22 protein-coding genes, 1 tRNA gene and 1 other RNA gene are annotated in these 23236 nt (G+C 68.4%); 9 read left to right on the forward strand and 15 right to left on the reverse strand.

Annotation, left to right across the window (positions count from 1 at the left end; all coding sequences use genetic code 11):
- Window positions 1–33: 33 nt before the first annotated feature.
- Window positions 34–107: transfer RNA gene (locus tag LQ772_RS01355), tRNA-Gln, on the forward strand.
- A gap of 314 nt (window positions 108–421) precedes the next feature.
- The gene (locus LQ772_RS01360) at window positions 422–1999 is read left to right on the forward strand and encodes an MASE1 domain-containing protein (RefSeq protein WP_231323301.1); all 1578 of its coding nucleotides are present in this window, start codon (window positions 422–424) and stop codon (window positions 1997–1999) included.
- 93 nt (window positions 2000–2092) lie between these two features.
- Here the strand turns inward: LQ772_RS01360 and LQ772_RS01365 are convergent, their stop codons facing one another.
- Window positions 2093–2581 carry a hypothetical protein gene (locus LQ772_RS01365; RefSeq protein ID WP_231323303.1) on the reverse strand — a complete coding sequence of 163 codons (489 nt, stop codon included), beginning with the start codon at window positions 2579–2581 and terminating at the stop codon, window positions 2093–2095.
- Between the two features lie 346 nt (window positions 2582–2927).
- Here LQ772_RS01365 and LQ772_RS01370 point away from each other — a divergent pair, with 346 nt between their 5' ends.
- Window positions 2928–4814: a chloride channel protein gene (locus tag LQ772_RS01370; RefSeq protein WP_231323305.1), complete on the forward strand. Its 1887-nt coding sequence runs from the start codon at window positions 2928–2930 to the stop codon at window positions 4812–4814.
- Window positions 4815–4933: 119 nt separating this feature from the next.
- Here LQ772_RS01370 and rpiA read toward each other — a convergent pair whose 3' ends face one another.
- The 6 genes from rpiA to LQ772_RS01400 all read right to left on the reverse strand — a co-directional run bounded on the left by rpiA (window position 4934) and on the right by LQ772_RS01400 (window position 7637).
- The gene (gene rpiA, locus LQ772_RS01375; RefSeq protein ID WP_231323307.1) at window positions 4934–5569 is read right to left on the reverse strand and encodes a ribose-5-phosphate isomerase RpiA; all 636 of its coding nucleotides are present in this window, start codon (window positions 5567–5569) and stop codon (window positions 4934–4936) included.
- 57 nt (window positions 5570–5626) lie between these two features.
- A complete protein-coding gene (locus LQ772_RS01380) occupies window positions 5627–6094 on the reverse strand; it encodes an EVE domain-containing protein (RefSeq protein WP_231323309.1) in 468 nt (155 codons plus the stop codon).
- 112 nt (window positions 6095–6206) lie between these two features.
- Window positions 6207–6812, reverse strand: coding sequence for a 5-formyltetrahydrofolate cyclo-ligase (locus LQ772_RS01385; protein ID WP_231323311.1), 606 nt, complete (start codon window positions 6810–6812; stop codon window positions 6207–6209).
- Between the two features lie 91 nt (window positions 6813–6903).
- Window positions 6904–7088, reverse strand: a non-coding RNA gene (gene ssrS, locus LQ772_RS01390) — 6S RNA.
- Between the two features lie 7 nt (window positions 7089–7095).
- A complete protein-coding gene (locus tag LQ772_RS01395; protein ID WP_231323313.1) occupies window positions 7096–7413 on the reverse strand; it encodes a cell division protein ZapA in 318 nt (105 codons plus the stop codon).
- Entirely contained in the window at window positions 7413–7637 is a 225-nt protein-coding gene (locus tag LQ772_RS01400) for a TIGR02449 family protein (protein ID WP_231323315.1), read from the reverse strand. Before LQ772_RS01400 ends, LQ772_RS01395 begins: the two co-directional genes overlap by 1 nt.
- 156 nt (window positions 7638–7793) lie before the next feature.
- On the opposite strand from LQ772_RS01400, the gene LQ772_RS01405 reads away from it, so the two are divergent.
- From LQ772_RS01405 to cydB, 4 genes are all read left to right on the forward strand, one after another.
- Complete coding sequence (locus tag LQ772_RS01405; protein WP_231323317.1) at window positions 7794–8360, forward strand: UPF0149 family protein; 567 nt, start codon at window positions 7794–7796, stop codon at window positions 8358–8360.
- Window positions 8318–9667 carry an aminopeptidase P N-terminal domain-containing protein gene (locus tag LQ772_RS01410; protein WP_231323318.1) on the forward strand — a complete coding sequence of 450 codons (1350 nt, stop codon included), beginning with the start codon at window positions 8318–8320 and terminating at the stop codon, window positions 9665–9667. The genes LQ772_RS01405 and LQ772_RS01410 overlap by 43 nt, the downstream gene beginning before the upstream one ends.
- Window positions 9668–9872: 205 nt before the next feature.
- Window positions 9873–11276: a cytochrome ubiquinol oxidase subunit I gene (locus LQ772_RS01415; RefSeq protein ID WP_231323320.1), complete on the forward strand. Its 1404-nt coding sequence runs from the start codon at window positions 9873–9875 to the stop codon at window positions 11274–11276.
- A gap of 2 nt (window positions 11277–11278) precedes the next feature.
- Complete coding sequence (cydB, locus tag LQ772_RS01420; RefSeq protein ID WP_231323322.1) at window positions 11279–12289, forward strand: cytochrome d ubiquinol oxidase subunit II; 1011 nt, start codon at window positions 11279–11281, stop codon at window positions 12287–12289.
- Between the two features lie 100 nt (window positions 12290–12389).
- On the opposite strand, the gene pepQ is transcribed toward cydB, so the two are convergent.
- The 8 genes from pepQ to rph form a co-directional block, all read right to left on the reverse strand.
- Complete coding sequence (gene pepQ / locus LQ772_RS01425) at window positions 12390–13709, reverse strand: Xaa-Pro dipeptidase (protein ID WP_231323324.1); 1320 nt, start codon at window positions 13707–13709, stop codon at window positions 12390–12392.
- A 101-nt stretch (window positions 13710–13810) separates the two neighbouring features.
- Window positions 13811–14155 (reverse strand): PilZ domain-containing protein, encoded by a 345-nt coding sequence (locus tag LQ772_RS01430; RefSeq protein ID WP_231323325.1) that lies wholly within the window; start codon window positions 14153–14155, stop codon window positions 13811–13813.
- Window positions 14152–16272, reverse strand: coding sequence for a DUF1631 family protein (locus LQ772_RS01435; protein WP_231323327.1), 2121 nt, complete (start codon window positions 16270–16272; stop codon window positions 14152–14154). Before LQ772_RS01435 ends, LQ772_RS01430 begins: the two co-directional genes overlap by 4 nt.
- 69 nt (window positions 16273–16341) lie before the next feature.
- A complete protein-coding gene (locus LQ772_RS01440) occupies window positions 16342–16689 on the reverse strand; it encodes a PilZ domain-containing protein (protein WP_231323329.1) in 348 nt (115 codons plus the stop codon).
- Entirely contained in the window at window positions 16686–18926 is a 2241-nt protein-coding gene (locus tag LQ772_RS01445) for a DUF1631 family protein (protein WP_231323330.1), read from the reverse strand. Before LQ772_RS01445 ends, LQ772_RS01440 begins: the two co-directional genes overlap by 4 nt.
- Window positions 18927–19040: 114 nt before the next feature.
- Window positions 19041–20207, reverse strand: coding sequence for a radical SAM family heme chaperone HemW (gene hemW, locus LQ772_RS01450; protein ID WP_231323332.1), 1167 nt, complete (start codon window positions 20205–20207; stop codon window positions 19041–19043).
- A gap of 2 nt (window positions 20208–20209) precedes the next feature.
- Window positions 20210–20806 carry an RdgB/HAM1 family non-canonical purine NTP pyrophosphatase gene (rdgB, locus tag LQ772_RS01455; protein ID WP_231323334.1) on the reverse strand — a complete coding sequence of 199 codons (597 nt, stop codon included), beginning with the start codon at window positions 20804–20806 and terminating at the stop codon, window positions 20210–20212.
- A 3-nt stretch (window positions 20807–20809) separates the two neighbouring features.
- Window positions 20810–21538 (reverse strand): ribonuclease PH, encoded by a 729-nt coding sequence (gene rph, locus LQ772_RS01460; RefSeq protein ID WP_231323336.1) that lies wholly within the window; start codon window positions 21536–21538, stop codon window positions 20810–20812.
- Window positions 21539–21616: 78 nt separating this feature from the next.
- Here rph and LQ772_RS01465 point away from each other — a divergent pair, with 78 nt between their 5' ends.
- Entirely contained in the window at window positions 21617–22480 is an 864-nt protein-coding gene (locus LQ772_RS01465; protein WP_231323338.1) for a YicC/YloC family endoribonuclease, read from the forward strand.
- The gene (gmk, locus tag LQ772_RS01470) at window positions 22477–23100 is read left to right on the forward strand and encodes a guanylate kinase (protein WP_231323340.1); all 624 of its coding nucleotides are present in this window, start codon (window positions 22477–22479) and stop codon (window positions 23098–23100) included. Before LQ772_RS01465 ends, gmk begins: the two co-directional genes overlap by 4 nt.
- Window positions 23101–23236 lie beyond the last annotated feature (136 nt).

Raw genomic sequence — 23236 nt, forward strand, 5'->3', positions numbered from 1 at the left:
CATCGGGTCAGAGCGCATCGTTCCCAAGGGTTTTGGGAGATCGTCTAACGGTAGGACAACGGACTCTGACTCCGTTTATCTAGGTTCGAATCCTAGTCTCCCAGCCAAACAAAAGAGGCCCGCCATTGGCGGGCCTCTTTTTTGCATGTGATGTGGCGACGGCGGAAAGCCGGCGCGCTTATTTTCGATGGCAGGTGTCCGGATACGAATCCTGCGACGCACGGCACAGCGAAACAGGGTCGCCGAACGTCGCACAGGGCCGGCTTGCGCTACGATGAGTGTCGTCGGCGATGGCTTGATAGGTTATTGGTTTCACTCGGTTTTCACGCGATAGATTGTTGTATGGGCGGAATAACATGACGACGTGGACCGGTCGCTGGATTGGGGCGATTCAGGCCAGCCACGCCAAGGGGGAAGGACGATGCTGACAAGGATCTGGGACAACATCTGGTTTCGACAGCTGGCGGTCACGGCCGGCTATGCGGTGAGCTACCTCCTGCTCCGCGAGATTTCCTTCTCCCATTGGGTGCTGTTCGCAGGCTTGCGTCTGTGCGCGCTCATGTTGATGCCCTATCGCTACTGGCCGGCACTGCTGCTCGGAGAGTTGCTCCCGCTCAGCTACATCAGCTTCAGTTGCCTGGGCCAGTACGGCTGGATGTGGTCGGCAATCATGCTCGTGCCGCCGATCGGCCTGGCCATGCCGATCGTCCGTTTCTGCAGGGAACAGCGGCGCCTGTTCCCGTCGCGCTCGATCACCAGCATCAACGTCCTGCTGCTTTGCTCGTTGCTGGTTTCGGTCGTCTGGACGGTTGCCGACACCTCGGCACTGCTCGTGGCCACGGTCAAGCCGCAGTACGACTTCCGTACGGCGGCCGGATGGTATTTCCTGGGGTCGTACATCGGCATCCTGACCATCGTGCCGCTGGCCCTGGCGGTGCGCGAAGAGCTGACCACCCGGCCGCTCCGCCAGATCCTGGCGGGTATTTCCGAAAGCCGCCTGGTACTTGAAACCGTTTCGCTGTTGCTGCCGGCCCTTGCATTGCTGGTCTGGCTGGCTTCGGGCGTGGCTGGTGACGCGAGCCAGGCTGCACGGATGGCGATGTTCCTGCCTGTCGCCTGGCTGTCGTTGCGCCACGGCTGGCGTGGGGCCGCGGTGGGTGGCACGGCGGCAAGCATTGCGGTCATCCTGACCATGCCGGTGGTGCGCGACCACGAAACCGTCCAGGCCCAGGCATTCATCGCCTTCACGATCACCACCATGTTGATGCTCGGCGCGCGGATCGCGGTGCTGCACCAGCGGGAGGAGCGGGAGCGTACGGATTCGCGCCTGGCCCTGGCCATGGCGCAGCGGAACGTCTACCTGGGCGAACTGCAGTTGCGGCAAACCTCCTATGCGCTGGAGCAGATGAGCGGCGCGATCCAGGCGTCCTATACCCAGTTGCTCGGCCGGTTGCGCTGCCTGCTGCCGGGGACTGACGAGCGCACCTACTACCGCCAGGCGGCAGTGGCGCAGCATCAGATTTATCGCCTGGCCGATTCGCTGTATCCGCTTTCCTGGCGGGACCGCGGACTGCCGGCAGCGTTGCGCGAGGGGTCGATTCCCCGTGCGCTCGACGAGGGCGGCATCGTCTACTGGTGCGACATCCAGGGCGACGTCGAACAGCTGTCCACCAGCGTCCACATGGCCCTGTACCGGCTGGCGTCGGAAGCCATCGCGGTGGCCTGTGCCAAGCGCAACGTCAGCAAGGTCCGCCTGCGCCTGCGCGGCGGCCTCTCCGGCGGTCGTCGCTGGGCGGTGCTATGCGTCGACAGCGACGTGGACTACGAGCGGCTGGCCCGCGTGCGTTGGGACGACATCCAGTCGGCGCTCGGTGGGAGCGGCATGGGCCTGGGGGCGCTGAAGGATCGCGCCGGCATCTTCGAGGGCAAGGTGCATGTGCGCGCCCACGGCACCGGCAACCGGATCAGCCTGATGTTGTTCGATCCCGAGATCGCCTGACCCCATCCGCGGGAGAGCGCGGCTTTCCCGCGGTCGTCCAGAAGAAAAAAACCGCCCTTGGGGCGGTTTTTTTGTCGCAGTACCGCCCGCGGCTTACGGCGAATGGCTGCTGCATTCGACCGGATCATTGCACGGCGCAACCGTCGCGTTGGTGGTGGAAGGCGCCGCAGTAAACGTGGTCGTGCCATCGCTCATGGGCGTTGCCAGCACCTGGACGTCGCTGCCCTGGTAGATCGTCTCGGCGTACGAGGTCAACGGCACGGCCGTGCTGCTGGTCGAGGCCGTCTGCTGCGGGGTGGAGAGGCGTTGGGCATCGCGACCCATGGGCAGGACCAGGAACTGGCCGTTCACGCTGGCGAAGGCCACGCGCAGGTTGCCGTAGAAGTCGTTCACCTGGAAGTACTGCACGCCATTGTTGGCGAACGTGTACACATGCCAGTGCGTGCTTGCGCTCACGTCCTGTGCATTTGGCCAGGCTTGACCCAGGCCCGTGCTCGTCGCCGCCGTGGCGGAAGCCGAAAGACCCATGACGACCAGGCCGGCGAAAAGTGCACGGCGCGGCAGGAATTTGATCATAGCCATGTCCCCTTGTTGGACTGCTCACTGATTGAGCAATCGCACTCTACCTTGCAATAGTGAGTTTTTCGCGAAGACAGATGGTGAAACTGAGCGTCACGTTAAGTTTTTCGGCGCACGTGGCGATCCGGGTCTGATAAGCCACCGAGCGGCAGCCGCCGACGCGCCGCAACTCGCTTTCCGCGCGGGCGTCCGCGCAGGTTTGCGACACCGCGTCGCAGCGGCATGCGGTTCTGCCGCTGGCTTCCCGAAGTGCGGCGACGCGAACGCGGCCGCAAGCGCCAAGGGGCAGCCGCTCTTCGGTTCCTCGACCAGGAGGCGTAAAATCTCCGTTTTACTTTGCGGTACTTCGATGACTTCCCCCACCGAGAAGCCGGCGCCGCCGCCGGGCGTGCGCCTGGAAGGCAGCACGGACGCCTTGCCCCTTTCCCCCGCGTTGGGTGTCAGCCTCGATGCTACGCGCATGCCGCGCCGCTCCACGCTGGTGGATCGGCGGGTATTGCGCATCACCGCGGTATCGGTGGTGCTGGGCGTTGCGGCGGCCCTCATCGCGCAAGTGTTGACCTCGCTGATCGGGCTGGTCACGAACCTGGCGTTCTATGGCCGTGTCTCGACCGCCTTCTCCTCGCCGGCAGGCAACCATCTGGGGATCTGGGTCATCGTGGTGCCGGTGATCGGTGGCCTGATCGTCGGCGCCATGGCGCGCTGGGGCTCGCGCGCCATTCGCGGCCACGGTATCCCCGAGGCGATGGAGCAGGTCCTGCTCAACGAGTCGAAGATCCCGCCGCGGATCACCTTCCTCAAGCCGGTGTCGTCGGCGATCGCCATCGGCACCGGTGGACCGTTCGGCGCCGAGGGCCCGATCATCGCCACCGGCGGCGCGCTGGGTTCATTCATCGGACAGCTCCTGCGGGTCACCGGCGGCGAGCGCAAGGTGCTGCTGGCTGCCGGTGCGGCCGCGGGCATGGCGGCGGTGTTCGCCTCGCCGGTGGCGGCAGTGGTGCTGGCGGTGGAGCTGCTGCTGTTCGAGCTGCGCCCGCGTTCGCTCATCCCCGTGGCACTGGCCACCGTGGCCGCCACCTCGGTGCGCTACGCCTTCCAGGGCACCGCGCCCGTGTTCGCCATGCCGGAACTGGCCGAGCCAGGTGCCGTCGCGCTGGCCTGTTACGTGGGCGTGGGCGCGCTGCTGGGCCTGATCAGCGTCGGCGTCACCCGGATCGTCTACGGCGTCGAGGATGCGTTCGAACGGTTGCCGATCCACTGGATGTGGTGGCCGGCGCTGGGTGGCATCGCGGTGGGCGTGGTCGGCTATTTCGCACCGCTGACGCTCGGCGTGGGCTACACCAACATCGAGGGCATCGTCAGCGGGCAGTTCACCCTGCACACGCTGTTCTTCCTGTGCGTGATGAAGTTCATCTCCTGGTCGATCTCGCTGGGCAGTGGTACCTCCGGCGGTACGCTGGCGCCGCTGTTCACCATCGGCGGCGCGCTGGGCGCGCTGATCGGGCTCGGCCTGGCGGCGATGCTGCCGCAGTTCGGCATCGATCCGCGCATCGCGGCGCTGGTGGGCATGGCGGCGATCTTCGCCGGCGCCTCGCGCGCGTTGCTGACGGCGGTGGTGTTCGCATTCGAGACCACCGGCCAGCCGGCCGGCCTTTTGCCGCTGTTGGGTGGCTGCACCGCGGCCTACCTGATCTCGGCGCTGATGATGCGCAACACCATCATGACCGAGAAGATCGCCCGCCGTGGCGTGCGCGTGCCCTCCGAGTACGCGGCCGATTACCTGGACCAGGTAGCGACCGGCGATGCCTGCTCGCGCCACGTGGTGACCCTGCGCACCACCCAGACCCTGGGAGAGGTGCGCAACTGGCTGGGCGAGGGCTTGCCCGAGGCGCAGCACCAAGGCTATCCGGTCGTCGACGAAAACAACCAGGTGCAGGGCGTGCTGACCCGGCGCAGCCTGCTCGATCCGCAGTGGTCCTACTCGTTGCCGCTGGGCGACCTCATCACGCGTCCTCCGATGATGGTCAAGGAGGATCATTCGTTGCGCGAAGCCGCCGACCACATGGTCGCCGAGCAGGTCGGTCGGTTGATCGTGGTCAGCAAGGACGCGCCGCACCGGATGGTCGGCATCATCACCCGTGGCGACCTGCTGAGCGCGCACAAGCGCCGCCTGCAGGAGGCTCGGCAGGCCAGCCGTCACCTTCGCTTCGGCAGGAACGGCGTGCGCACGGCCTAGCGATCACAAAAAAGGTCCTCCCGTTCGACGGGAGGGCCTGAGCGGGGATGCGTTTGCGCAGGGCCGGCTTCGGCCCTAGCCCCGGCCCTCCCTTGCACGGGAGGGCGCCGCGCTTCGAGCTACATCTCCTTGTCGCCCACCAGCACGATGTCGGCGGCGCGCCGCGCGAACAGGCCGACGGTCACCACGCCCGGAATCTGGTTCAGTTCGGCCTCCAGCGCCACCGGATCGGTGATCTGCCAACCGTGCACATCGATCACCCAGTTGCCGTTGTCGGTGACCACGCCATCGCGCCATACCGGCTGGCCGCCGCGCTTGACGATCTCGCGCCCGACCAAGCTGCGCGCCATCGGAATGACCTCGACCGGTAGCGGAAAGCGCCCGAGCAGGTCCACGCGCTTGCTCGCGTCGATGATGCAGACGAACTGCGCGCTCGCCTCGGCGATGATCTTCTCGCGGGTGAGCGCGGCGCCGCCGCCCTTGATCAGCCGCTTGTGCGGATCGCACTCGTCGGCTCCGTCGACGTACAGCGAGAGCGGACCGGTGGCGTTGAGGTCGAGCACCGGAATGCCGTGCCGCTTCAGCTGCGCGGTCGACTGCTCGGAACTGGACACCGCGCCATGGATGCGGTGCTTGATGCCGGCCAGCGCGTCGATGAAGTAGGCCACGGTCGAACCGGTGCCGACACCGACGATGGCGCCATCCTCGACGTAGCGGATGGCAGCCTCGCCAGCCAGACGCTTTTCGTTGCTCATGAAAGGTTTTCCTCGGAGTGTGCGCGCCGGCCTGGAGCAGCAGGCATCGATCGGTAGCTATTCGAGCGCCAGGATGAAATCCCAGTCCTGCGCGCCCACCGGCATCACGGACAGCCGGTTGCCCTTGCGCACCAGCGCCATGTCGACGAGCGCGGGCTGCGCCTTGAGCTCGTCCAGCGTGATCACGCGCTTGAGCTTGCGCACGTATTTCACGTCCACCAGCATCCATCGCGGATTGTCGCGCGAACTGGCCGCGTCGAAGTACTTGCTCGCCGGATCGAACTGGCTGGGGTCAGGATAGGCATCGCTGGCCACCTCGGCGATTCCGGCGATGCCGGGCTCGGCGCAATTGGAGTGGTAGAAGAACACCTTGTCGCCCTTGCGCATGCCGTCGCGCATGAAGTTGCGCGCCTGGTAGTTGCGCACGCCATCCCACGGTTCGCGCTTGCGCTGCTTGAGGTCGTCGATCGAGAAGGTGTCCGGCTCGGACTTCATCAGCCAGTGGGTGTAAGGCCGCTCGCTCATCGGGATCTCCGGACGCAGCAACGTTGTAGAGGCGCATCCGGTGCGCAACCGCTGAGCCGGGCATGGCGGTTGCGCACAGCTGCAACGGACACAGGAGCGGCAACTGCCGCGCTCACGGCGCTTCTTCCGGGTGGCAATCGATCAGCTCGCGGTCGGTGGCGACGTAGTCCAGTGCCACGTCCCACGGCTCGGACGCGATCGCGGGCAGTTCCTGGAAATCGTAGGCGATGCCGACCAGTAACGGCTCGGTGGGGCGCGCCTGGTCGTTCAGGAAGGCAAAGCTGCGGTCGTACCAGCCGCCACCGTAGCCGAGCCGGTGGCCGCGACGATCGAAACCAAGCAAAGGCACCAGCACCAGGTCGAGCTGGAACGGCGCGAACCACTCGCGCGGCGCCACCGGTTCGGGGATGCCATAGCGGTTGGGCTGCACGTCCTCGCCGGCCGACCAGGGCGCGAAGCGCAGTTCGCGGTCCTCGCCCAGCAGGGGCAGCAGGAAGCGCTGGCCGCGCGCGGCCAATGGCGGAATCACCAGATTGAGCGGCAGCTCGCCGTCGCAGGCCCAGTAGCCGGCCACGCGCGCGTCGGTGTGGTATTCGGGGAGCTTTTCGAGGCTGTGCCGCAGGCCCTGTGCGGCGGCGATGCGCTGGGCCGGTGTCAGTGCGCGACGACGGGCGGCGAGATGCTGGCGCAGTTCGCGGCGTTGGGCGGTGGCGTCCACGTTCGCGCGTCTCCTTGGAAGACGGCGCGACCGGCGCCGCTCGCGCCCGGCCGGCGTTGTATCAACGTCGGCCAGGCGGGGAAAAGGGGTGGCGTCAACCACGATGCCGCTGCCCACCGAACGACCTTGATCCACTTGGATCAGGTGGGAGGGCTACATGGCCTTCAAGGCTTTCCGCACGCGGCGGACATGCACAACAACCATGTGAAGCCGACCCGGGGCCGTATATAGGAACAAGGCAAATGTAGAGTGTGCTGGCGCACACCGCAGAAAACGCCGGGGTCTATCTTACTTGTGCGTCGAGCGCTGCTTCAAGCTTGCGGCGCAGCGCGGCGAGGCCGTCAGTCACGCTGCGATCAGCACCGTCGTGTTGCTTGCGCAGGCCCAGGTATTCATGGGTGATGCTGATGGCCGCCAGCACCGCCAGCCGGTCGAAGCCGGGCGTGCGGGCGTTGGCGCGCAATTCGCGCATCTTGCGGTCGAGGAAGGTGGCCGCTTCGAGCAGGCCCTCGCGTTCCTCGGGGGCGCAGGCGATCAGGAATTCGCGGTCCAGCAGGCGCAGCGCGACCGGCTCGGAGGCGGAGGGAGGCGTGCTGCTCATCAGCCGTTGTTCTCGAGGGCTTTCAACCGTTGGATCATCGCCTCGACGCGGCTGCGCGCCTGGTCGTTGCGCGCCATCAGGCCCGCCCGTTCGTTGGCCAGCTGTTCCTGGCTGTGCCGCAGGCTGCGGTTTTCTTCCTGCAGTCGGCGCACGAGGTCCAGCAGGCGATCCAGCTGCTGGTTCAGGATGGCCAATTCCTGCTGGGCGGGATCGGGCGTGCTCATGGTGTGAAATATAGCAAGCCTGCCGCAGGAAAAGGTGCCGCACTTGGCTGCAGGAAAGCGCTTGAGCGCAGCCGTATGCGCGGGCCGCGTCCAGGAGCGTTCCCGCGGCGCCCGGGCGGTTTAGACTTGGTGGTCGATTCCCGTGGAGGGGCCCCCATGACTGCCACCGATATGCTCGCCTACGAAGACCTGGACGCCGCGCTTATGCGGATGCGTATCGGCGCGGACGCCAGCGAACTGCACGGCTCGTTGTGCGGCTACCTGGCGGGCGGTGGCTCGCTGGACAAGCAACCCTTGCTGGCGGCGCTGGAATTGGAGGGAGGCGAGGCGGTCGTGCCGGCCCCGAACGACCAGGCCCTGCTCGAGCGGCTGGCGACCCAGTCCCGCGGCGAGCTGGCCGATCCCGAACTCGGCTTCGAGCCGATGTTGCCGGCCGACGACCGCCCCCTGACCGAGCGCGCCGACGCGCTGGTGGAGTGGTGCCGCGGCTTCCTCGGCGGCTTTGGCCTCGCCGGCGCCGGCGCGCACGCGCAGTTGTCGGACGAGGCACAGGAAATCCTGCGCGACCTCACCACCATCGCCAGTTCCGCCTTCGATTTCGGCGACGAAAGCGAAGACGAGGACGCGCTGATCGAGGTGCACGAATTCGTGCGCATGGGCGCGATGCTGTTGTTCGCCGAATGCCACAGCGCCCAGCGCCCGGCGAACGACACTCTGCATTGAGCATCGCGATCGCCGAATTCGCGCGCCGGCGGCGCCAGCTCATGCGCATGGCCGGCGCCGATGGCGCGCTGCTGGTCGCCGCGGCGCCCGAACGCATGCGCAATGCCGATGCCGCCTGGCCGTACCGGCAGGATTCGGATTTCCACTATCTCACGGGCTTTCCGGAGGCGGACGCCGTGCTGGCGTTGTTGCCCGGGCGCGCGCACGGCGAGGCGGTGCTGTTCTGCCGCGAGCGTGACCCGGCGCACGAGCGCTGGCACGGCGAAGTGACCGGCACCGAGCGCGCTGTGAGTGCTTTCGGGTTGGACGACGCCTTCCCGATCGAGGACATCGACGACATCCTGCCCGGCATGATCGAGGGGCGCGCGCGGGTGTATTGCCATTTCGGGCGCGAACCGGATTTCGACGCGCGGTTGCTCGCCTGGATGCGTCGCCTGCGCCAGTTGCGCGGCGGTGGCGTGGTGCCGAAGGAGTTCGTGGCGCTGGGACACCTGCTGCACGACCTGCGGCTCTACAAGTCGCGCGGCGAGCTCAAGCTGATGCGCCAGGCCGCGGCCATCGCCGCCGAGGCACACGTGGCGGCAATGGCCGCCGCGTTGCCCGGTCGCCTGGAGTACGAGGTCGAGGCCGAGCTGCTGCGGGTGATGCGCAGCCGCGGCGCGGTGCCGGCATTCCCGCCGATCGTCGCCGGCGGGGCCAATGCCTGCACCATGCATTACCTGGCCAACCGCGCGCCGCTGAAGGACGGCGACCTGCTGCTGATCGACGCCGGCGCCGAGGTGGACTGCTACGCCTCGGACATCACGCGCACCTTCCCGGTCAACGGCCGTTGGACGCGCGAGCAGCGCGCCCTGTACGAGGTGGTGCTCGCCGCGCAGCAGGCGGCGATCGACGAGGTGCAACCCGGTCGCCCGTTCGACGCCGCGCACCACGCGGCAGTGCGGGTGATTGCCGAGGGCTTGTGTGCGTTGGGATTGCTCAAGGGCTCGGCTGACGCGGCGATCGAAAGCGGGACGTACAAGACGTTCTTCCCGTCCAAGACCGGGCACTGGCTCGGGCTGGATGTGCATGACGTGGGCGATTACCGCGTCGATGGCGAAGCGCGACTGCTCGAGCCAGGCATGGTGGTGACGGTGGAACCTGGCATTTACGTGCCGCCAGACCTGCGCGGCGTGGCCGAACGCTGGCGCGGCATCGGCATCCGCATCGAGGACGACGTCGCGGTGAGTCCGGAGGGCAACGTGGTGCTCACTGCAGCGGTGCCGAGGGACCCGGAGGAGTTGGCGCGAGTGCTGGGCGGGCGCTGAATCGGGCGTGTGTCAGTCGCCCCGGGAAGCGCGCTGGGCGGCAATAGGACGCGGGTGACGGTTCGGGGGCTGGATGTTCCACGCGGCCCGCGCGCGCGAAAATCCGGCGCTGCGACGCCACGCCGCGCGGCAGCCTGTCGCGATGCCGCAGCCATCACGCGATACACGTCTATAGTCGCCGATGCCCTTCCTTCGGGAGTGAAGCATGCCGACCGCGGAGTTCCTGTCCCGCCTGCAGTTCGCGTGGGTGATGTCCTTCCACATCCTGTTCCCCGCCTTCACCATCGGCACGGCGGCGTGGCTGGCGTTCATCGAGGGCGTGTGGCTGTTCAAGCGCACCGACCTGTGGCGCGACCTGTATTTCTTCTGGCTGAAGATCTTCGCCGTCGCCTTCGGCATGGGCGTGGTCTCGGGCATCGTGATGAGCTTCCAGTTCGGCACCAACTGGGCCGGCTTCTCGATCGTCGCCGGTAATGTGGTCGGACCATTGCTCAACTACGAGGTGTTGACCGCGTTCTTCCTGGAAGCGACCTTCCTGGGCGTGATGCTGTTCGGCTGGAAGAAGGTCAGCGATCGCATGCACTTCCTTGCCACCTGCATGGTCTCGCTGGGCACGCTGTTGTCCTCGTTCTGGATCATGTCCGCCAACAGCTGGATGCAGACGCCGGCCGGCTACGAAATTCACGACGGTGTGTTCTATCCGGCCGACTGGTGGCGGGTGATCTTCAACCCGTCGTTCCTGGTGCGGTTGCCGCACATGGTGCTGGCCGCGTTCATCTCGACGGCGATGGTGGTCGGCGGCGTTTCGGCGGTTTACCTGCTCAAGGGACGTTTTGTCGATCGCGCCGGGGCGATGCTCAAGCTGGCGCTGGCCTTCCTCGCCATCGTGATCCCGATCCAGATCGTCATCGGCGACATGGCGGGCCTGAAGGTGCGCGAGTACCAGCCAGCCAAGCTGGCGGCCATCGAGGCGCGCTGGGACACCGCGAGCAGCGTGCCACTGGCGCTGTTCGCCTGGCCGGACGAACAGGCCGAAACCAATCACTACGCGGTGGAAGTGCCGCACCTGGGCAGCCTGATCCTCACCCATTCCTGGAATGGCGAGGTCAAGGGCCTGAAGGACTTCCCCCGCGACGAGCGGCCGCCGGTGAAGATCCCGTTCTTTTCCTTCCGCGTCATGGTAGGCCTGGGCCTGTTGATGCTGGCGCTGGCGTTGCTCGGCTTGTGGCGCTGGAAACGCGGCAGCCTGGTCCGTGACCGCTGGTACCTGAAGGCCTGGGTGGTGATGATTCCCTCCGGCTTCATCGCGCTGCTCACCGGTTGGTGGGTGGCCGAGGTGGGCCGCCAGCCATGGGTGGTGCAGGGACTGATGCGTACCTCGCAGGCGGCATCGGACGTGCCGGCCTCCAGCGTGCTGGCTTCGCTGATCACCTTCGTGGTGGTCTACCTCGGCATCTTCGGTGCCGGTATCTGGTACCTGTTCAAACTGTTCCGCGACGGCCCCCTGCCGGCGCCGCAACGCGAACGGCCGGTCACGCCGGTGCACGGCAACCGCCGCCGCACGCCAGCGCGTCCGCTGTCGGCGCCCGACGACCCGATGGGAGACTGACGATGGACTGGCCAACCGTGCTACCGGTGGTGTGGTTCTTCATCATCGGCTTCGCCGTGATCATGTACGTGCTGCTGGATGGCTTCGTGCTGGGCCTGGGCATCCTGCTGCCGTTTGCCGACGACGAGGACCAGCGCGACCACATGATGAACACCGCCGCGCCGATATGGGACGGCAACGAGACCTGGCTGGTGCTCGGCGGTGCGGGCCTGATGGCGACCTTCCCCAAGGCCTATGCGGTAGTGCTCTCGGCGCTGTACCTGCCGATCCTGGTGATGCTGATCGCGCTGATCTTCCGCGGCGTGGCGTTCGAGTTCCGCTTCAAGGCGCACCGCTCGCGCTGGCTGTGGGGTCTGGCCTTCAGCGTGGGCTCGGTGCTGACGGCATTGGCGCAGGGACTGATCCTTGGCGCGCTGGTGGAGGGCATGCCGCTGACTGGCGGCAAGTACGTGCAGGGCGCGTTCGGCTGGTTCAGCCCGTTCGCGGTGATGACCGCCGTGGCGGTGGTGTTCGGCTACGCGCTGCTGGGCGCAACGTGGCTGATCCTCAAGACCGACGGCCGATTGCAGCGCATCGCCTTCGACCTCACCCGGCCGCTGATGCTGGCGGTGATCGGCTTCATGCTGATGGTGAGCGCGTGGTTGCCGTTCCTCGATTCGCAGTTGATGGAGCGCTGGTTTACCGGCGCCCACATGCTTTGGCTTTCGCCGGTGCCGATCCTTACCGTGCTCAATGCGATCCTGTTGTGGCGCGCGGTGCTGAAGAACCGCGAGGTGCAGCCGTTCGTACTGGCGTTGTGCTTCTTCGCGCTGGGCTTCGTCGGCCTGGTGGTCGGCATGTGGCCGAACATCGTGCCGCCGAGCATGAGCATCTGGGAGGCCGCGTCGCCGCCCTCCTCGCAGGGTTTCGTGCTGGTCGGCGCGGCGTTCCTGATCCCGGCGGTGCTGGCCTACACGGTGTATTCGTACCGCGTGTTCCGCGGCAAGGTGCTGGCGGGCGAGGGGTATCACTAGCGCGCCCGCCGCAGCAGATGCCCGCGTGTGAGCGATGCTCCCGCCAGGACCGGGACGGGAGCATCGCCCCCGAACGGCTTGTCGGCTCTCGGCGCGCGCGTCAGAGGGCGGCGAAGGCGTCGCGGGTGAGATTCTCCGGCGCGCCGTCGGTACACACCACGTCGTCCTCGATGCGGATGCCGCCATAGGGACGGAAGGCATCGACACGGGCCCAGTCCACATCCTTGGCCGCGGGGTTGGCGCGCAATTCGTCCAGCAGCATGTCGATGAAGTACAGGCCTGGCTCGATGGTCACCACCATCCCGGCTTCGAGCACGCGGGTCATGCGCAGGAACGGATGTCCCTCCGGCCGCGGGATGCTGCCGCCGCGTTCGTTCTGCTGGAAGCCGGCCACGTCGTGCACCGCCAGTCCGATCGGGTGGCCAAGGCCGTGCGGGAAGAATGCCGAGGTCACGCCGCTGGCGACCGCCGCCTCGGCGTCCATGCGGATGATGCCGTGTTCGCGCAACACGCCGGCGACCAGGTGGTGGGCGTGGATGTGCAGTTCGGGGTAACTCTGCCCCGCGCGCACCTTCGAGGCCAGCTCGCGCTGGGCCACGTCCATGCTGTCGATCAGCGCCTGGAATTCGTCCGCGCCGGCCGCGGCGTAGGTGCGGGTGATGTCGCTGGCGTAGCCGGCGCAGCTTCCACCCGCGTCGATCAGGAACGAGCGGTGCACGGTCGGCGGCTGGCGGTCGAAATGAGTGTAGTGCAGCACCGCCCCATGCTCGTTCAAGCCCACGATGCTGGAGTAGGGAAGCTCGGCGTCGATCTGCCGCGCGGCGGCGAGGTAGGCCATGTGGATGCCGAACTCGCTCTCGCCGCTGCGGAAGGCCGCCTCCGCCGCGCGGTGCGCGCGCGTGCCGATGCGGCTGGCTTCGCGCATCAATGCGAGTTCATAAGGTGTCTTGTAGCTGCGATGCCAATGCAGGTAGTTCATCACCGGCTCGGGGTTGTTCGCTTCCACGCCTTCGATGGACGGGCAGGCCGGGCCGATGACGGCGTTGCGGCCCTGCTTCGGCAGTGCGGCGACCGCGTCGGCGTGGCTGCGCACGACGTCGATGTCGAAATGCTCCACCCAGTAGCCGCTCGGGCCGGCCGGCACCACGTGCCAGTAGTCGCGCGGCTGCACGAATATCAGTTTCGGCTTCGTGCCGGGGGCGTAAACGATCCAGCTGCCCGGCGCGTCGGTCAGCGGCAGCCAGTGGCGGAAGTGGGGATTGGAGACGAACGGGAAGTCCTGGTCGTCCAGGAACTTGTTCAGGGGTTTGCCCGCGGCGATCAGCAACCGGTCGAAGCCGCCCAGCGCGAGTGCCTTGTCCGCGCGTTCGCGCAGGGTGGCCAGATGCTGGGCGTAGAGCGGGGCGAGGTTCTCGGTCATGCGGCGTCCTTCGTCGGGCGGCGGGCGCGAGGCGGTTCCGCCGGTGGGGAGCTGCCCATGATCGCGCGGTGGGCCGCCGAGGGCCACCCGTGGAAAAAACCTCAGCCGGGCATGTCGAGCCAGCGCTGGAGCTGCGCCGACTCCTGGTCGCCGATGGCGATGATGCGGTAGCCGGCCCAGAACTGCCCGGGCGTGGCCGCTTCCTCGTGCCACTGCTCCTGCACGCCGACTTCGATCGCCGTGGTCTCGCCCAGCCCGGGCAGCGGCAGGCGTAGCTGGTAGATCGCTTCGTTTCGCGGTGCTTCGCTGCCGATCAGCAGCATGCCGCTGGCCGACAGGTTGCCCAGCTGGCCCATGCGCCGACCGCTGATCGCATCGATCACTTCGGCGGCGATGTTGACCGGCTTGCGATGGGCGCGGCGGCTTTCCTGCGGATTGGGCGTCACGAACGGGCTCCGGGTATCGGGGTCGCCTGACGCAGGCTGTCGGTCAGCGCGCGCAAGGCACGGTCCAGGTCGCTCTCGTTAACGGCCGGTACCTCGCGAACTTTACCCGCGGCGATCGCCTGGGCGAGATCGGCCAGACTCATCTCATCGGCGCGCTGCCCCTGGCGCGTCACGAACAGGCCGCGCGCGGCGCGCGGCGAATACCAGGCCAGCTTGCGGCGGACCCGGCCGCCATCGGCCTGGACGAACTCGAACCACTCGCCGGGATGCCGGCTGAAGCGCTGGTGCAGGCGCAGCGCCTCGGCCGAGGGTACTGCCGGCGTGGCCGGGGTCGCCTCGGGCGAGTCGCCGGGCCCACGGCGCTGTTTGAGGCGCATCGCCAATCCGGTCAGGCCCGGTCCGTCGCCTTCCTGCATGACGGCACCGGCGCCGATCAGCCGTTGGGCAATCTCGGTGGCTTCCTCGCCATGCATGCCGATCTGCTGCAGTCCGGCGATCACTTCGGCCTGCAGGGTTTCCAGGTTGCCGGGCGGCAGCCGGCCCAGCAGCTGGTCGGTGATCACCAGTCGGCGCGCGAAAGTTTCGCTCTGCTCGCCGTGGCGCAGCAGGGTCAATGCCAGCACGTCCGACCAGGCGTGTTCGAGCAGTGCGCGCAGCGCGGCGCGCGGCGGCGCCTTGGCGAGCAGGCCGGTGAGCAATTCGGTGGCGCGCTGGCGAGCCTGTTCCAGCCGCTCGCGGCCTTGCATCGCCTCGACGTGACGTCGCTCGGTGACCTGCGCCTTGCGCTGAAGCTGGGCAACCTGGCGTTCCAGTTCGGCCGCCAGCTCGGCATGCAGGGCGGGCGTCGGAGGCTCGCGGTCCAAGCGCTCGAGCAATTGTTCCACTGGAGCGAGCAGGCCGCCGTCGCCACCTTCCAGCCAGTCGCGGGCAGCTTCGATGAGTTGGTCCAGCAACTGGCGGGCCGGCTGTTCGCGACGCTCGAAAAAGCTCTCGTCGGCCAGGGCGGCGCGCAGCATGGGCAACTGGGCGCGGTCGAGCAGGCCGTGCGCAAGCGCCGGGGGCGGCAGTGGGCGACGCAGCGCATCGAACAGCCGCGAGATCAACTCCAGTGTGTCGTCGGCGTCCGGGCCGGGGAGGATCGGCACCGCGTCGAGCGGCTGACCGGCATTGAGCTGGTCGACCAGCGCCTCGCGCAGGCGTTGGGCGCGCCGGAGCATGTCCGGGTCCGCGCGCCGCCGCGACAAGGCGGCGAGCGCGGCATCCAGCTCGCCAGCACTGGCGAAGCGAGCATGATCGGATACCGGGCGCGGGCCGCGTTGGCGGGTGAGCAGTTCACGCACGCCGGAGGGGCGTGCCGGCGCGTCGGGCGCCTCGGCGGGAGCCGCCGGCAGCGGGCGTGGCCGGCCGCGTGGTCGCGGCGAACGCGGCAGCGGGAACGGTCGCAGCCGCGGCAGGATGCCGGCGGCGGCCAGATGGTTGTTGACCACTTCGTGCAGCGGGGTCAGGCCCTGGATCAGCTTGCCCTCCACGGCCTGCAGCAACAGCAGGTGGTGCTCGGCTGGCAGTCCGAGCGCCGCACTGGAATCGCGGAATGCCTTGGCGATCGCCTGCGGCCCCAGCGGCATGGCATCGCTTTCCAGCGGCGGAGTGCCGATCAATACCGCCAGGCGGTAGCTGAGCTCCACCAGCAGCGGTCCGCCGCGTGCCGCACTGCGGGCGACCAGTTGATCCAGTGCCGCGGTCATCTCGTGTTCGATCGGGTCGAGCAGGCTCAGGGTCAGGCGCGCGGCTGGCGCGCTTGTTGCGGCGGGCTGCGCACCCAGCTCCAGCAAGGCCCGGTCGATGCATTCGATGAACCGTTGCTCGAAGGCCTGGCGCTCCTGCACCAGGCGCTGGCGGGTCGCCTGGTAGCGCTGCTGTTCGATGTGGCTGCGGGTGTTGGCCGCGTGCTCGTGCAGGGCGCGGTCGAAGTCCGCCAGACACAGCTTCAGCGGTTCGGAGAGCCACTCGCGACAGAGCTGGCGCACGTCGTCGACCAGACGGCGCGTCTTCGCCGGCCAGTGCGCCGGTGGGGCGACTGTGCTCGAACGCGACGGGTCCGGTTGTTCGACATCCATGGGAAGCCTTGCTCTACCACGATGCCTGCGAGTCTATGCCGATGGCGCAGGCGCGTCACGGTGACCGGTTCAGGCGCGTTGCAGCCAATGCACCAGCGTCAGCGCGTCTTCCGGGGCGATGGCGATGATGCGGTAGCCGACCCACACCTGGCCGGCGTTGGCTGCCTGGTGCCATTGCTCCTGGAGACCGAGTTCGATCGCCGCGGGACCTTGCCGTGCATCGGCCAACGGCAGGCGTACCTGGAACACCGCCTCGCTGCGCGGGCGTTCGGGAGCGATCAGCAGGACGCCGCTGGCCGACAGGTTGCACAGGTGACCCAGCGGCCGCGCGCTGATGGTGTCGGTCACCAGCGGCGAGGCGGCCGCGCGCTTGCGCGGCGCGCGACGCTGCTCGAACGGAATGACCTGGGCGGTCATGCGCGTGCGGTCGGGCGCTGCAGGCTGCCAGTGAGGGCGCGCCAGGCGCGGTCGAACAGCCCGTCGCGCGGCGTTACCTGTTCACGCACCCGGCCGCTGGCGATGGCCGCGGCCAGCTCGCGCAGGTTCATCTCGGTCGCGCGCTGGCCACGCCGGTTGACGAACAGGGTGTTGCCCGACAGGGGCGAAAACCAGGCCAGTTTGCGCCGCTCGATGGCGCCGGTCTGCGGGTCGATGAATTCGAACCAGCTGCCGAAGGGCAGTTGCCGCAGGCGGTTGTGGATGCGCGCTTCCTGCGGGCCGAGCGGGGCTTCGGGCGTTTGCGGGGCCGTCGGACGCGGTTCCTGCCCACGCTGTTCGCCCAGCCGCTGGCGTTGCTTCAGGCGCAGGGCCAGGTCGGTCGCGCTGGGCGGCTCGGCGGCCAACACATAGGCGGCCAGCGCGGGCATGTCCGCGACGCTCGGAGCCTCAGCAGGGGTGCCGGCCGGTTCGAACGACTTGCCGGGAGCGGCCTCGCCACCGATCAGCCGCTGAGCTACCTGTTCCGCTTCCTCGGCCTGCATGCCGATCTGTTGCAGGTGGTCTTCCACTGCCAGGCGCAGCCCAAGCGAGTCCTCCACCGGCAGCCGGCCCAGCAGCTGGTCGGTCAGACGCAGCCGTTCGTTGAAGGCGTCGCTGCCTTCCCCGTGGCGCAGCAGCGCCAGTGCCAACACATCGGACCAGGCACGGTCGAGCAGGGCTCGCAACAGGCCGCGCGGCGTGGTTTCGGCAAAGCGTGCTGCCAGCACTTCGGCTGCGCGCTCGCGTGCCTGGTGCAGGCGCTCGCGACCCTGCATGGCCTCGACCTGGCGTCGTTCGGTGACCTGCGCCTTGCGGCTGAGCTGGGCGAGATGGTGGCGGATGTCCGCCAGCAGGCTGGTGTACAACCCGGCGCTGGGCGCTTCGCGCTGTGCGCGGGCCACCAGCCGGCTGAGCTGTGTGGCGAGGTCGGGATCGATGTCCTTGCCGTCGCCCCAGTCGTTGGTCGCTTCGGCCAGGGTGCCAAGCAGGTGGCGGGCAGGATGCTCGGCCTGCTCGAAGAAGCCGCGATCGCTCATCGCCACGCGCAGGATCGGCACCTGCAGGTCACCCAGCAGGGCGGTCGCGCCTGGGCCGGGATGAAGCTGCTGGCCAAGCTGCTCGAACAGCCGCGCGACCAGCTCCACCGTGTCGTCCTGCTCGGGGCTCAGGCCGGTTCGGGCGGCGCCGGCGGGCTTGCCCGCATTGAGGTGGGCCAGCAATTCCTCGCGCAGGCGCTGTGCGCTGCGCAATTCGCGACTGGCGCGGTCGGTCACCTGGGCCAGGTGCTGCTGCAGGGCGCCGAGCGCCGCCTCCAGCTCCGCCGAACTGGCGGCGTGGCCGGTGGCCACCTTTGCCTCGCTGGCGCGCTGGCGCGACAGCAGGTCGCGCAGGTTCTCCAGCACGGCGATCGGTTCGTGGCCGGCGGCCGGCGCGGACCTGGCGGGCTCGAGCGTGGATGCCGGTGCCTTCATCGATGGCGGCGCCGGTGGCGCGTTGGCCGGTCGCGCACCGGCGAAGGCGCGCAGGTGAGGCAGGATGCCGTCCGTCACCAGGTGCGCGTTGGCGGCTTCATAGAGCGCCGGAAGGACCGGCGCCAGCTTGCGCTCCAGCGCCTGCACCAGCAGGACCTGGTGGTCCGCCGGCAGGTCCAGCGCCGGGATGGCATGGCGCACCGCGGCCGACAGATTCGGCGGCGAGGTGGGCAGCGCCTGGCCTTCCAGCGGCGGCGCGCCGACCAATACGGCCATGCGATAGGAGAGTTCGGCCAGCACCGGGCCGGTGTGGGCTTCGCCGCGGGAAATCAGTTGTTCCAGCGCGGCGTTGAGTTCGTGTTCCTCGCGCCCGAGCAGGCTCAGCGAGGCCACGGGGTTGGGGGTACCGCCGGTTTCGTCTGCTTCGCCGAGACGGGCGAAGCTGCCGGCGACGTGCTCGGCAATCCGACGCAGGAACGCCGAACGATTGCAGCGGACCATCGCCCGGCTGTCGAAGCAGCGCTGTTGTTCGAGATGGCCGCGTGAGCGCTCGGCCTGCTGGTAGAGGCTCTCGTCGAGTGCGTCGAGCGCATCGACCAGCGCGGGCTCCAGGCGCCTGCTGCAGAGCCCATGCAGAGCCGCCACCAGGCGCTGGATGCGCATGGGCATCTGCTGCAGGGTGGCCGGGCCGTCCAATCCGTGCATGGCCGCTGGGTGCTGCCTTTGCTCGACATCCATGACGCAGTTCTCGGATTTTTGACGTTCGTCAGTGTATGCGCCCGCGGTCCGGTCCGCCATAGGCCGGGTTTCACCCGCGAATCAGGCCAGGAAAAGCTCGATCAAATCGTTGAGGAACCGCTGGCCGAGCAGGGAAGGCTGCAGCCGTCCGGGCGTGTCCTGCAGCCAGCCGCGGGCCTGGGCCTGGGCCAGGGCGGGGGCGATGCGATCCGCGGGCAGCCCGGTCCGCTGGGCGAATGCTTCCTGCGACACGCCCTGGTAGAGGCGCAGGGCGTTGAGCATGTATTCGAAAGGCAGCTCGGCCGGCTCGACCGGCCCGCTGCCGCCGATGCGCGCGGGGCCGCCTGCGGCGTCCAGATAGGTGCGCGGATGGCGGCTTTTCCAGCGCCGCATGACGGCGCCGGCGGCCGCGTCGGTGATCTTGCCGTGCGCGCCGGCGCCGATGCCGAGGTAGTCGCCGAACTCCCAGTAGTTGAGGTTGTGCCGGCAGCGGCGGTCGGTCCGCGCGTAGGCGGACACCTCGTACTGACCGTAACCGGCCTCGGCCAGGCGTGCTTCGCAGGCCTCCTGCATGGCCCAGGCGGAATCGTCGTCGGGCAGCGGCGGCGGGCTGGCGGCGAAGGCCGTGTTGGGTTCGAGCGTGAGCTGGTAGTGCGAGACGTGTGTCGGCGCCAGCGCGATCGCGCGCTCGACGTCGGCCAGCGCGCCTTCCAGCGATTGCTGCGGCAGCGCGTACATCAGGTCCAGGTTGAGGTTGGCGTAGCCGGCGTCCTGCGCCGACTTCACCGCCGCCTCGGCCTCGCTCGCCGAATGGATGCGGCCCAGCCGCTTCAGCTTGTCGTCGTCGAAGCTCTGGATCCCGAAGGAGAGCCGGTTGACGCCCGCGGCCAGGTAACCGTCGAAGCGGCCGTGTTCGACCGTGCCGGGGTTGGTCTCCAGCGTGATCTCGCAGTCCTCCACGAACGGCAACCGCGCGCGGGCCCCCTCCAGGAAACGGGCGATGTGTTCGGGTGCGAACAGGCTGGGCGTGCCGCCGCCGAAGAACACGCTGACGATCGGGCGGCCTTCGACGGCGGCGCCGAAGTCGGCCAGGTCCGCGTCCAGGTCCGCCAGCAGCGTGTCGACATAAGCCGAATACGGCGGCGGTTCGCCGCGCACGCCGTGCGAGTTGAAGTCGCAGTACGGGCACTTCTTCACGCACCAGGGCATGTGCACGTACAGCGCCAGCGGGGGTGCGACTAGTGGCATGGCTAATGCTGCGCGCCGAGCTGGGCGTGCAGCTTGGCCAGCGCCTGGCCGCGGTGGCTCAGGCGGTTCTTGAGCGTCGGGTCGAGCTCGGCCGCGGATAACGACTGGCCGTCCGGCAGGAACATCGGGTCGTAGCCGAAGCCGCGGTCGCCACGCTCGGCGTCCAGCACGCGGCCGTGCCAGCGGCCCTCGGCGATCAGCGGAGCAGGGTCGTCGGCGTGGCGCAGCAGCACCAGCACGCAGATGAAGAAGGCGCCGCGCCGCTCGGCAGGCACGCCGTCGAGCGCGTGAAGCAGCTTGGCGCGGTTGGCTGCGGCGTCGCCATGGCTGCCTGCATAACGCGCCGAGTACAGGCCGGGGGCGCCGTCCAGGTGTTCCACGCACAGGCCGGAGTCATCGGCCAGCGCCGGCAGCCGGGTGATGCGGGCAGCGTGGCGCGCCTTCAACAGCGCGTTTTCGACAAACGTGGTGCCGGTTTCCTCGATGTCGAGCACGCCCAGGCTGCCCTGGGTCACCACCTCGAAACCGCTGTCGGCGAGCAGGCCCTCGAACTCGGCGAGCTTGCCGCGGTTGCCGCTGGCGAGCACCAGGCGCCGCACGGGTCAGCCCTCCGCCAGCGCCGCGCGCTGTGCCGCGACCAGTTCGGCGATGCCCTTCTCGGCCAGCGCCAGCATGGCGTCCATCTCGTCACGGCGGAACGCGTGGCCCTCGGCGGTACCCTGCACTTCGATGAAGCCGCCGCCGTCGTTCATCACCACGTTCATGTCGGTATCGCAAGCCGAATCCTCGGCGTAGTCCAGATCCAGCACCGGCACGCCCTGGTAAACGCCGACCGATACCGCGGCCACCGCGCCGATGATCGGGCTGCGCTTGAGGTTCTCGCGCCGCATCAGGAAATTGACCGCGTCGACCAGTGCCACGTAGGCGCCGGTGATCGCCGCGGTGCGCGTGCCGCCGTCGGCCTGGATCACGTCGCAGTCGAGCGTGATGACGCGCTCGCCCAACGCCTGCCGGTTGACACAGGCACGCAGCGAGCGGCCGATCAACCGCTGGATCTCCAGCGTGCGTCCGCCCTGCGAACCACGCGCGGCTTCGCGCTGGGTGCGCGTGCCGGTGGCACGCGGCAGCATGCCGTACTCGGCGGTGACCCAGCCTTCACCCTTGCCGCGCAGCCACGGCGGCACGCGGTCCTCGATGCTGGCGGTGCACAGCACGCGGGTGTCGCCGAAGCTCACCAGCACCGAGCCCTCGGCATGGCGGGTGTAGTGGCGTTGCAGGGTCACCGGACGCAGCTGGTCGCTGGCGCGGCCGCTCGGGCGGGTCATGGTCATGCGAGGGGCCTGGGTTGGGCAAGGCGGGAGGCGAGAGTTTACCATTGCCGCTTTCCACCGACCGCAAGGGCTCGACGCATGATCCGCAGCATGACGGCCTACGCCAGCGCCGAAACCCAGGGCCCCGCGGGCACGCTCAGCTGCGAGCTGCGCACCGTCAACCACCGTTACCTGGAACTCAGCCCGCGCCTGCCCGAGGAGCTGCGCAGCTTCGAGTCGGCACTGCGCGAGCGCGTGGCGGGGCGGCTGTCGCGCGGCAAGGTCGACCTGACCGTGCGCCTGCGCGGCAACGAGGCGCGCGGCGAGTCGCTGGAAGTCGACGAGGTGACCCTCGGCCGCCTGGCGACTCTGAATCGGGAACTGGCCGGACGCTTTCCGGGCATGCAGGTGCAGCTGACCGAGCTGTTGCGCTTTCCCGGCGTGCTGCGCCAGACCGAGGCCGATCCCGAGGCCCAGCAGGCGGCGCTGTTCGAGGTGCTCGACCGCGCGCTCGATGCGCTCAGCGCCACCCGCGAGCGCGAGGGTGCCCAGTTGGAAGCGATCCTGCGCGACAAGCTCGATGCGATCGACCGCATCGTCGGCCAGGTGCGCGAGTGGATGCCGGAAATCCGCACCGCACTGCGCGCCCGCCTGGAGGCGCGGCTGGCCGACCTCAAGCAGCCCGCGGACCCCGGCCGGCTGGAGCAGGAGCTGGTGATGCAGATCACCCGCAGCGACGTCGACGAGGAACTCGATCGCCTGGCCACCCACGTGGCCGAGACCCGCCGCGTGCTGGGCCTAAAGGAACCGGTCGGGCGCCGCCTGGACTTCCTGATGCAGGAGTTCAACCGCGAAGCCAACACGCTCGGTTCCAAGTCGGTCGATGCGCGTTCGACCAACGCCGCAGTGGAACTGAAGGTGCTGATCGAGCAGATGCGCGAGCAGGTGCAGAACATCGAATGAGCGCGCCCATGGCCGGCACACTGTTCATCGTCGCCGCGCCGTCGGGTGCGGGCAAATCCACGCTCGTCAACGCGCTGCTGGAACGCGAGCCGACGATCTCGCTGTCGATCTCCCATACCACGCGGCCGCCGCGGGTGGGCGAGGAGTACGGGCGCCACTATTATTTCGTCGAGCGCGGCGAGTTCGAGCGGCAGATCGCCGCCGGCACCTTCCTCGAACATGCCGAAGTGCACGGCAATTTCTACGGCACCTCGGTCGCGACGGTGCAGGATCTGCTGGACCAGGGCCGCGACGTGCTGCTGGAGATCGACTGGCAGGGTGCCGCGCAGATCCGCCGCGCCAAGCCCGACTGCGTGAGCGTGTTCATCCTGCCGCCCTCGCGCGCCGAGCTGGAGCGGCGGTTGCGCGGGCGCGGGTCGGATGCGCCGGAAGTGATCGAGCGGCGCCTGCACAACTCGCGCGAGGAGATCGCCCACGCCCACGAGTTCGACTACATCGTGGTCAACGACGGGTTCGACGAGGCGTTGGGCGACCTGCAGGCGATCGTGCGGGCGGTGCGTCATCGCAGTGAGCTGCAGTGGCAGCGGCACGAGGCGTTGATTGCCGAACTGCTGGCCTGAAAGCTTCCTTCTCCCTCCGGGAAACGAATAGGCGCCAGGGCCGCGCGGAGCGGAAATTACCGGGATCGCGCGAACGGTCTTCCAGGCGAGGCCCGACCCCTCACCCCAGCCCTTTCCCCGGAAGGCAGCGGGGCGC

This window comes from Frateuria edaphi, assembly GCF_021117405.1.
Taxonomy (GTDB): domain Bacteria; phylum Pseudomonadota; class Gammaproteobacteria; order Xanthomonadales; family Rhodanobacteraceae; genus Frateuria_A; species Frateuria_A edaphi.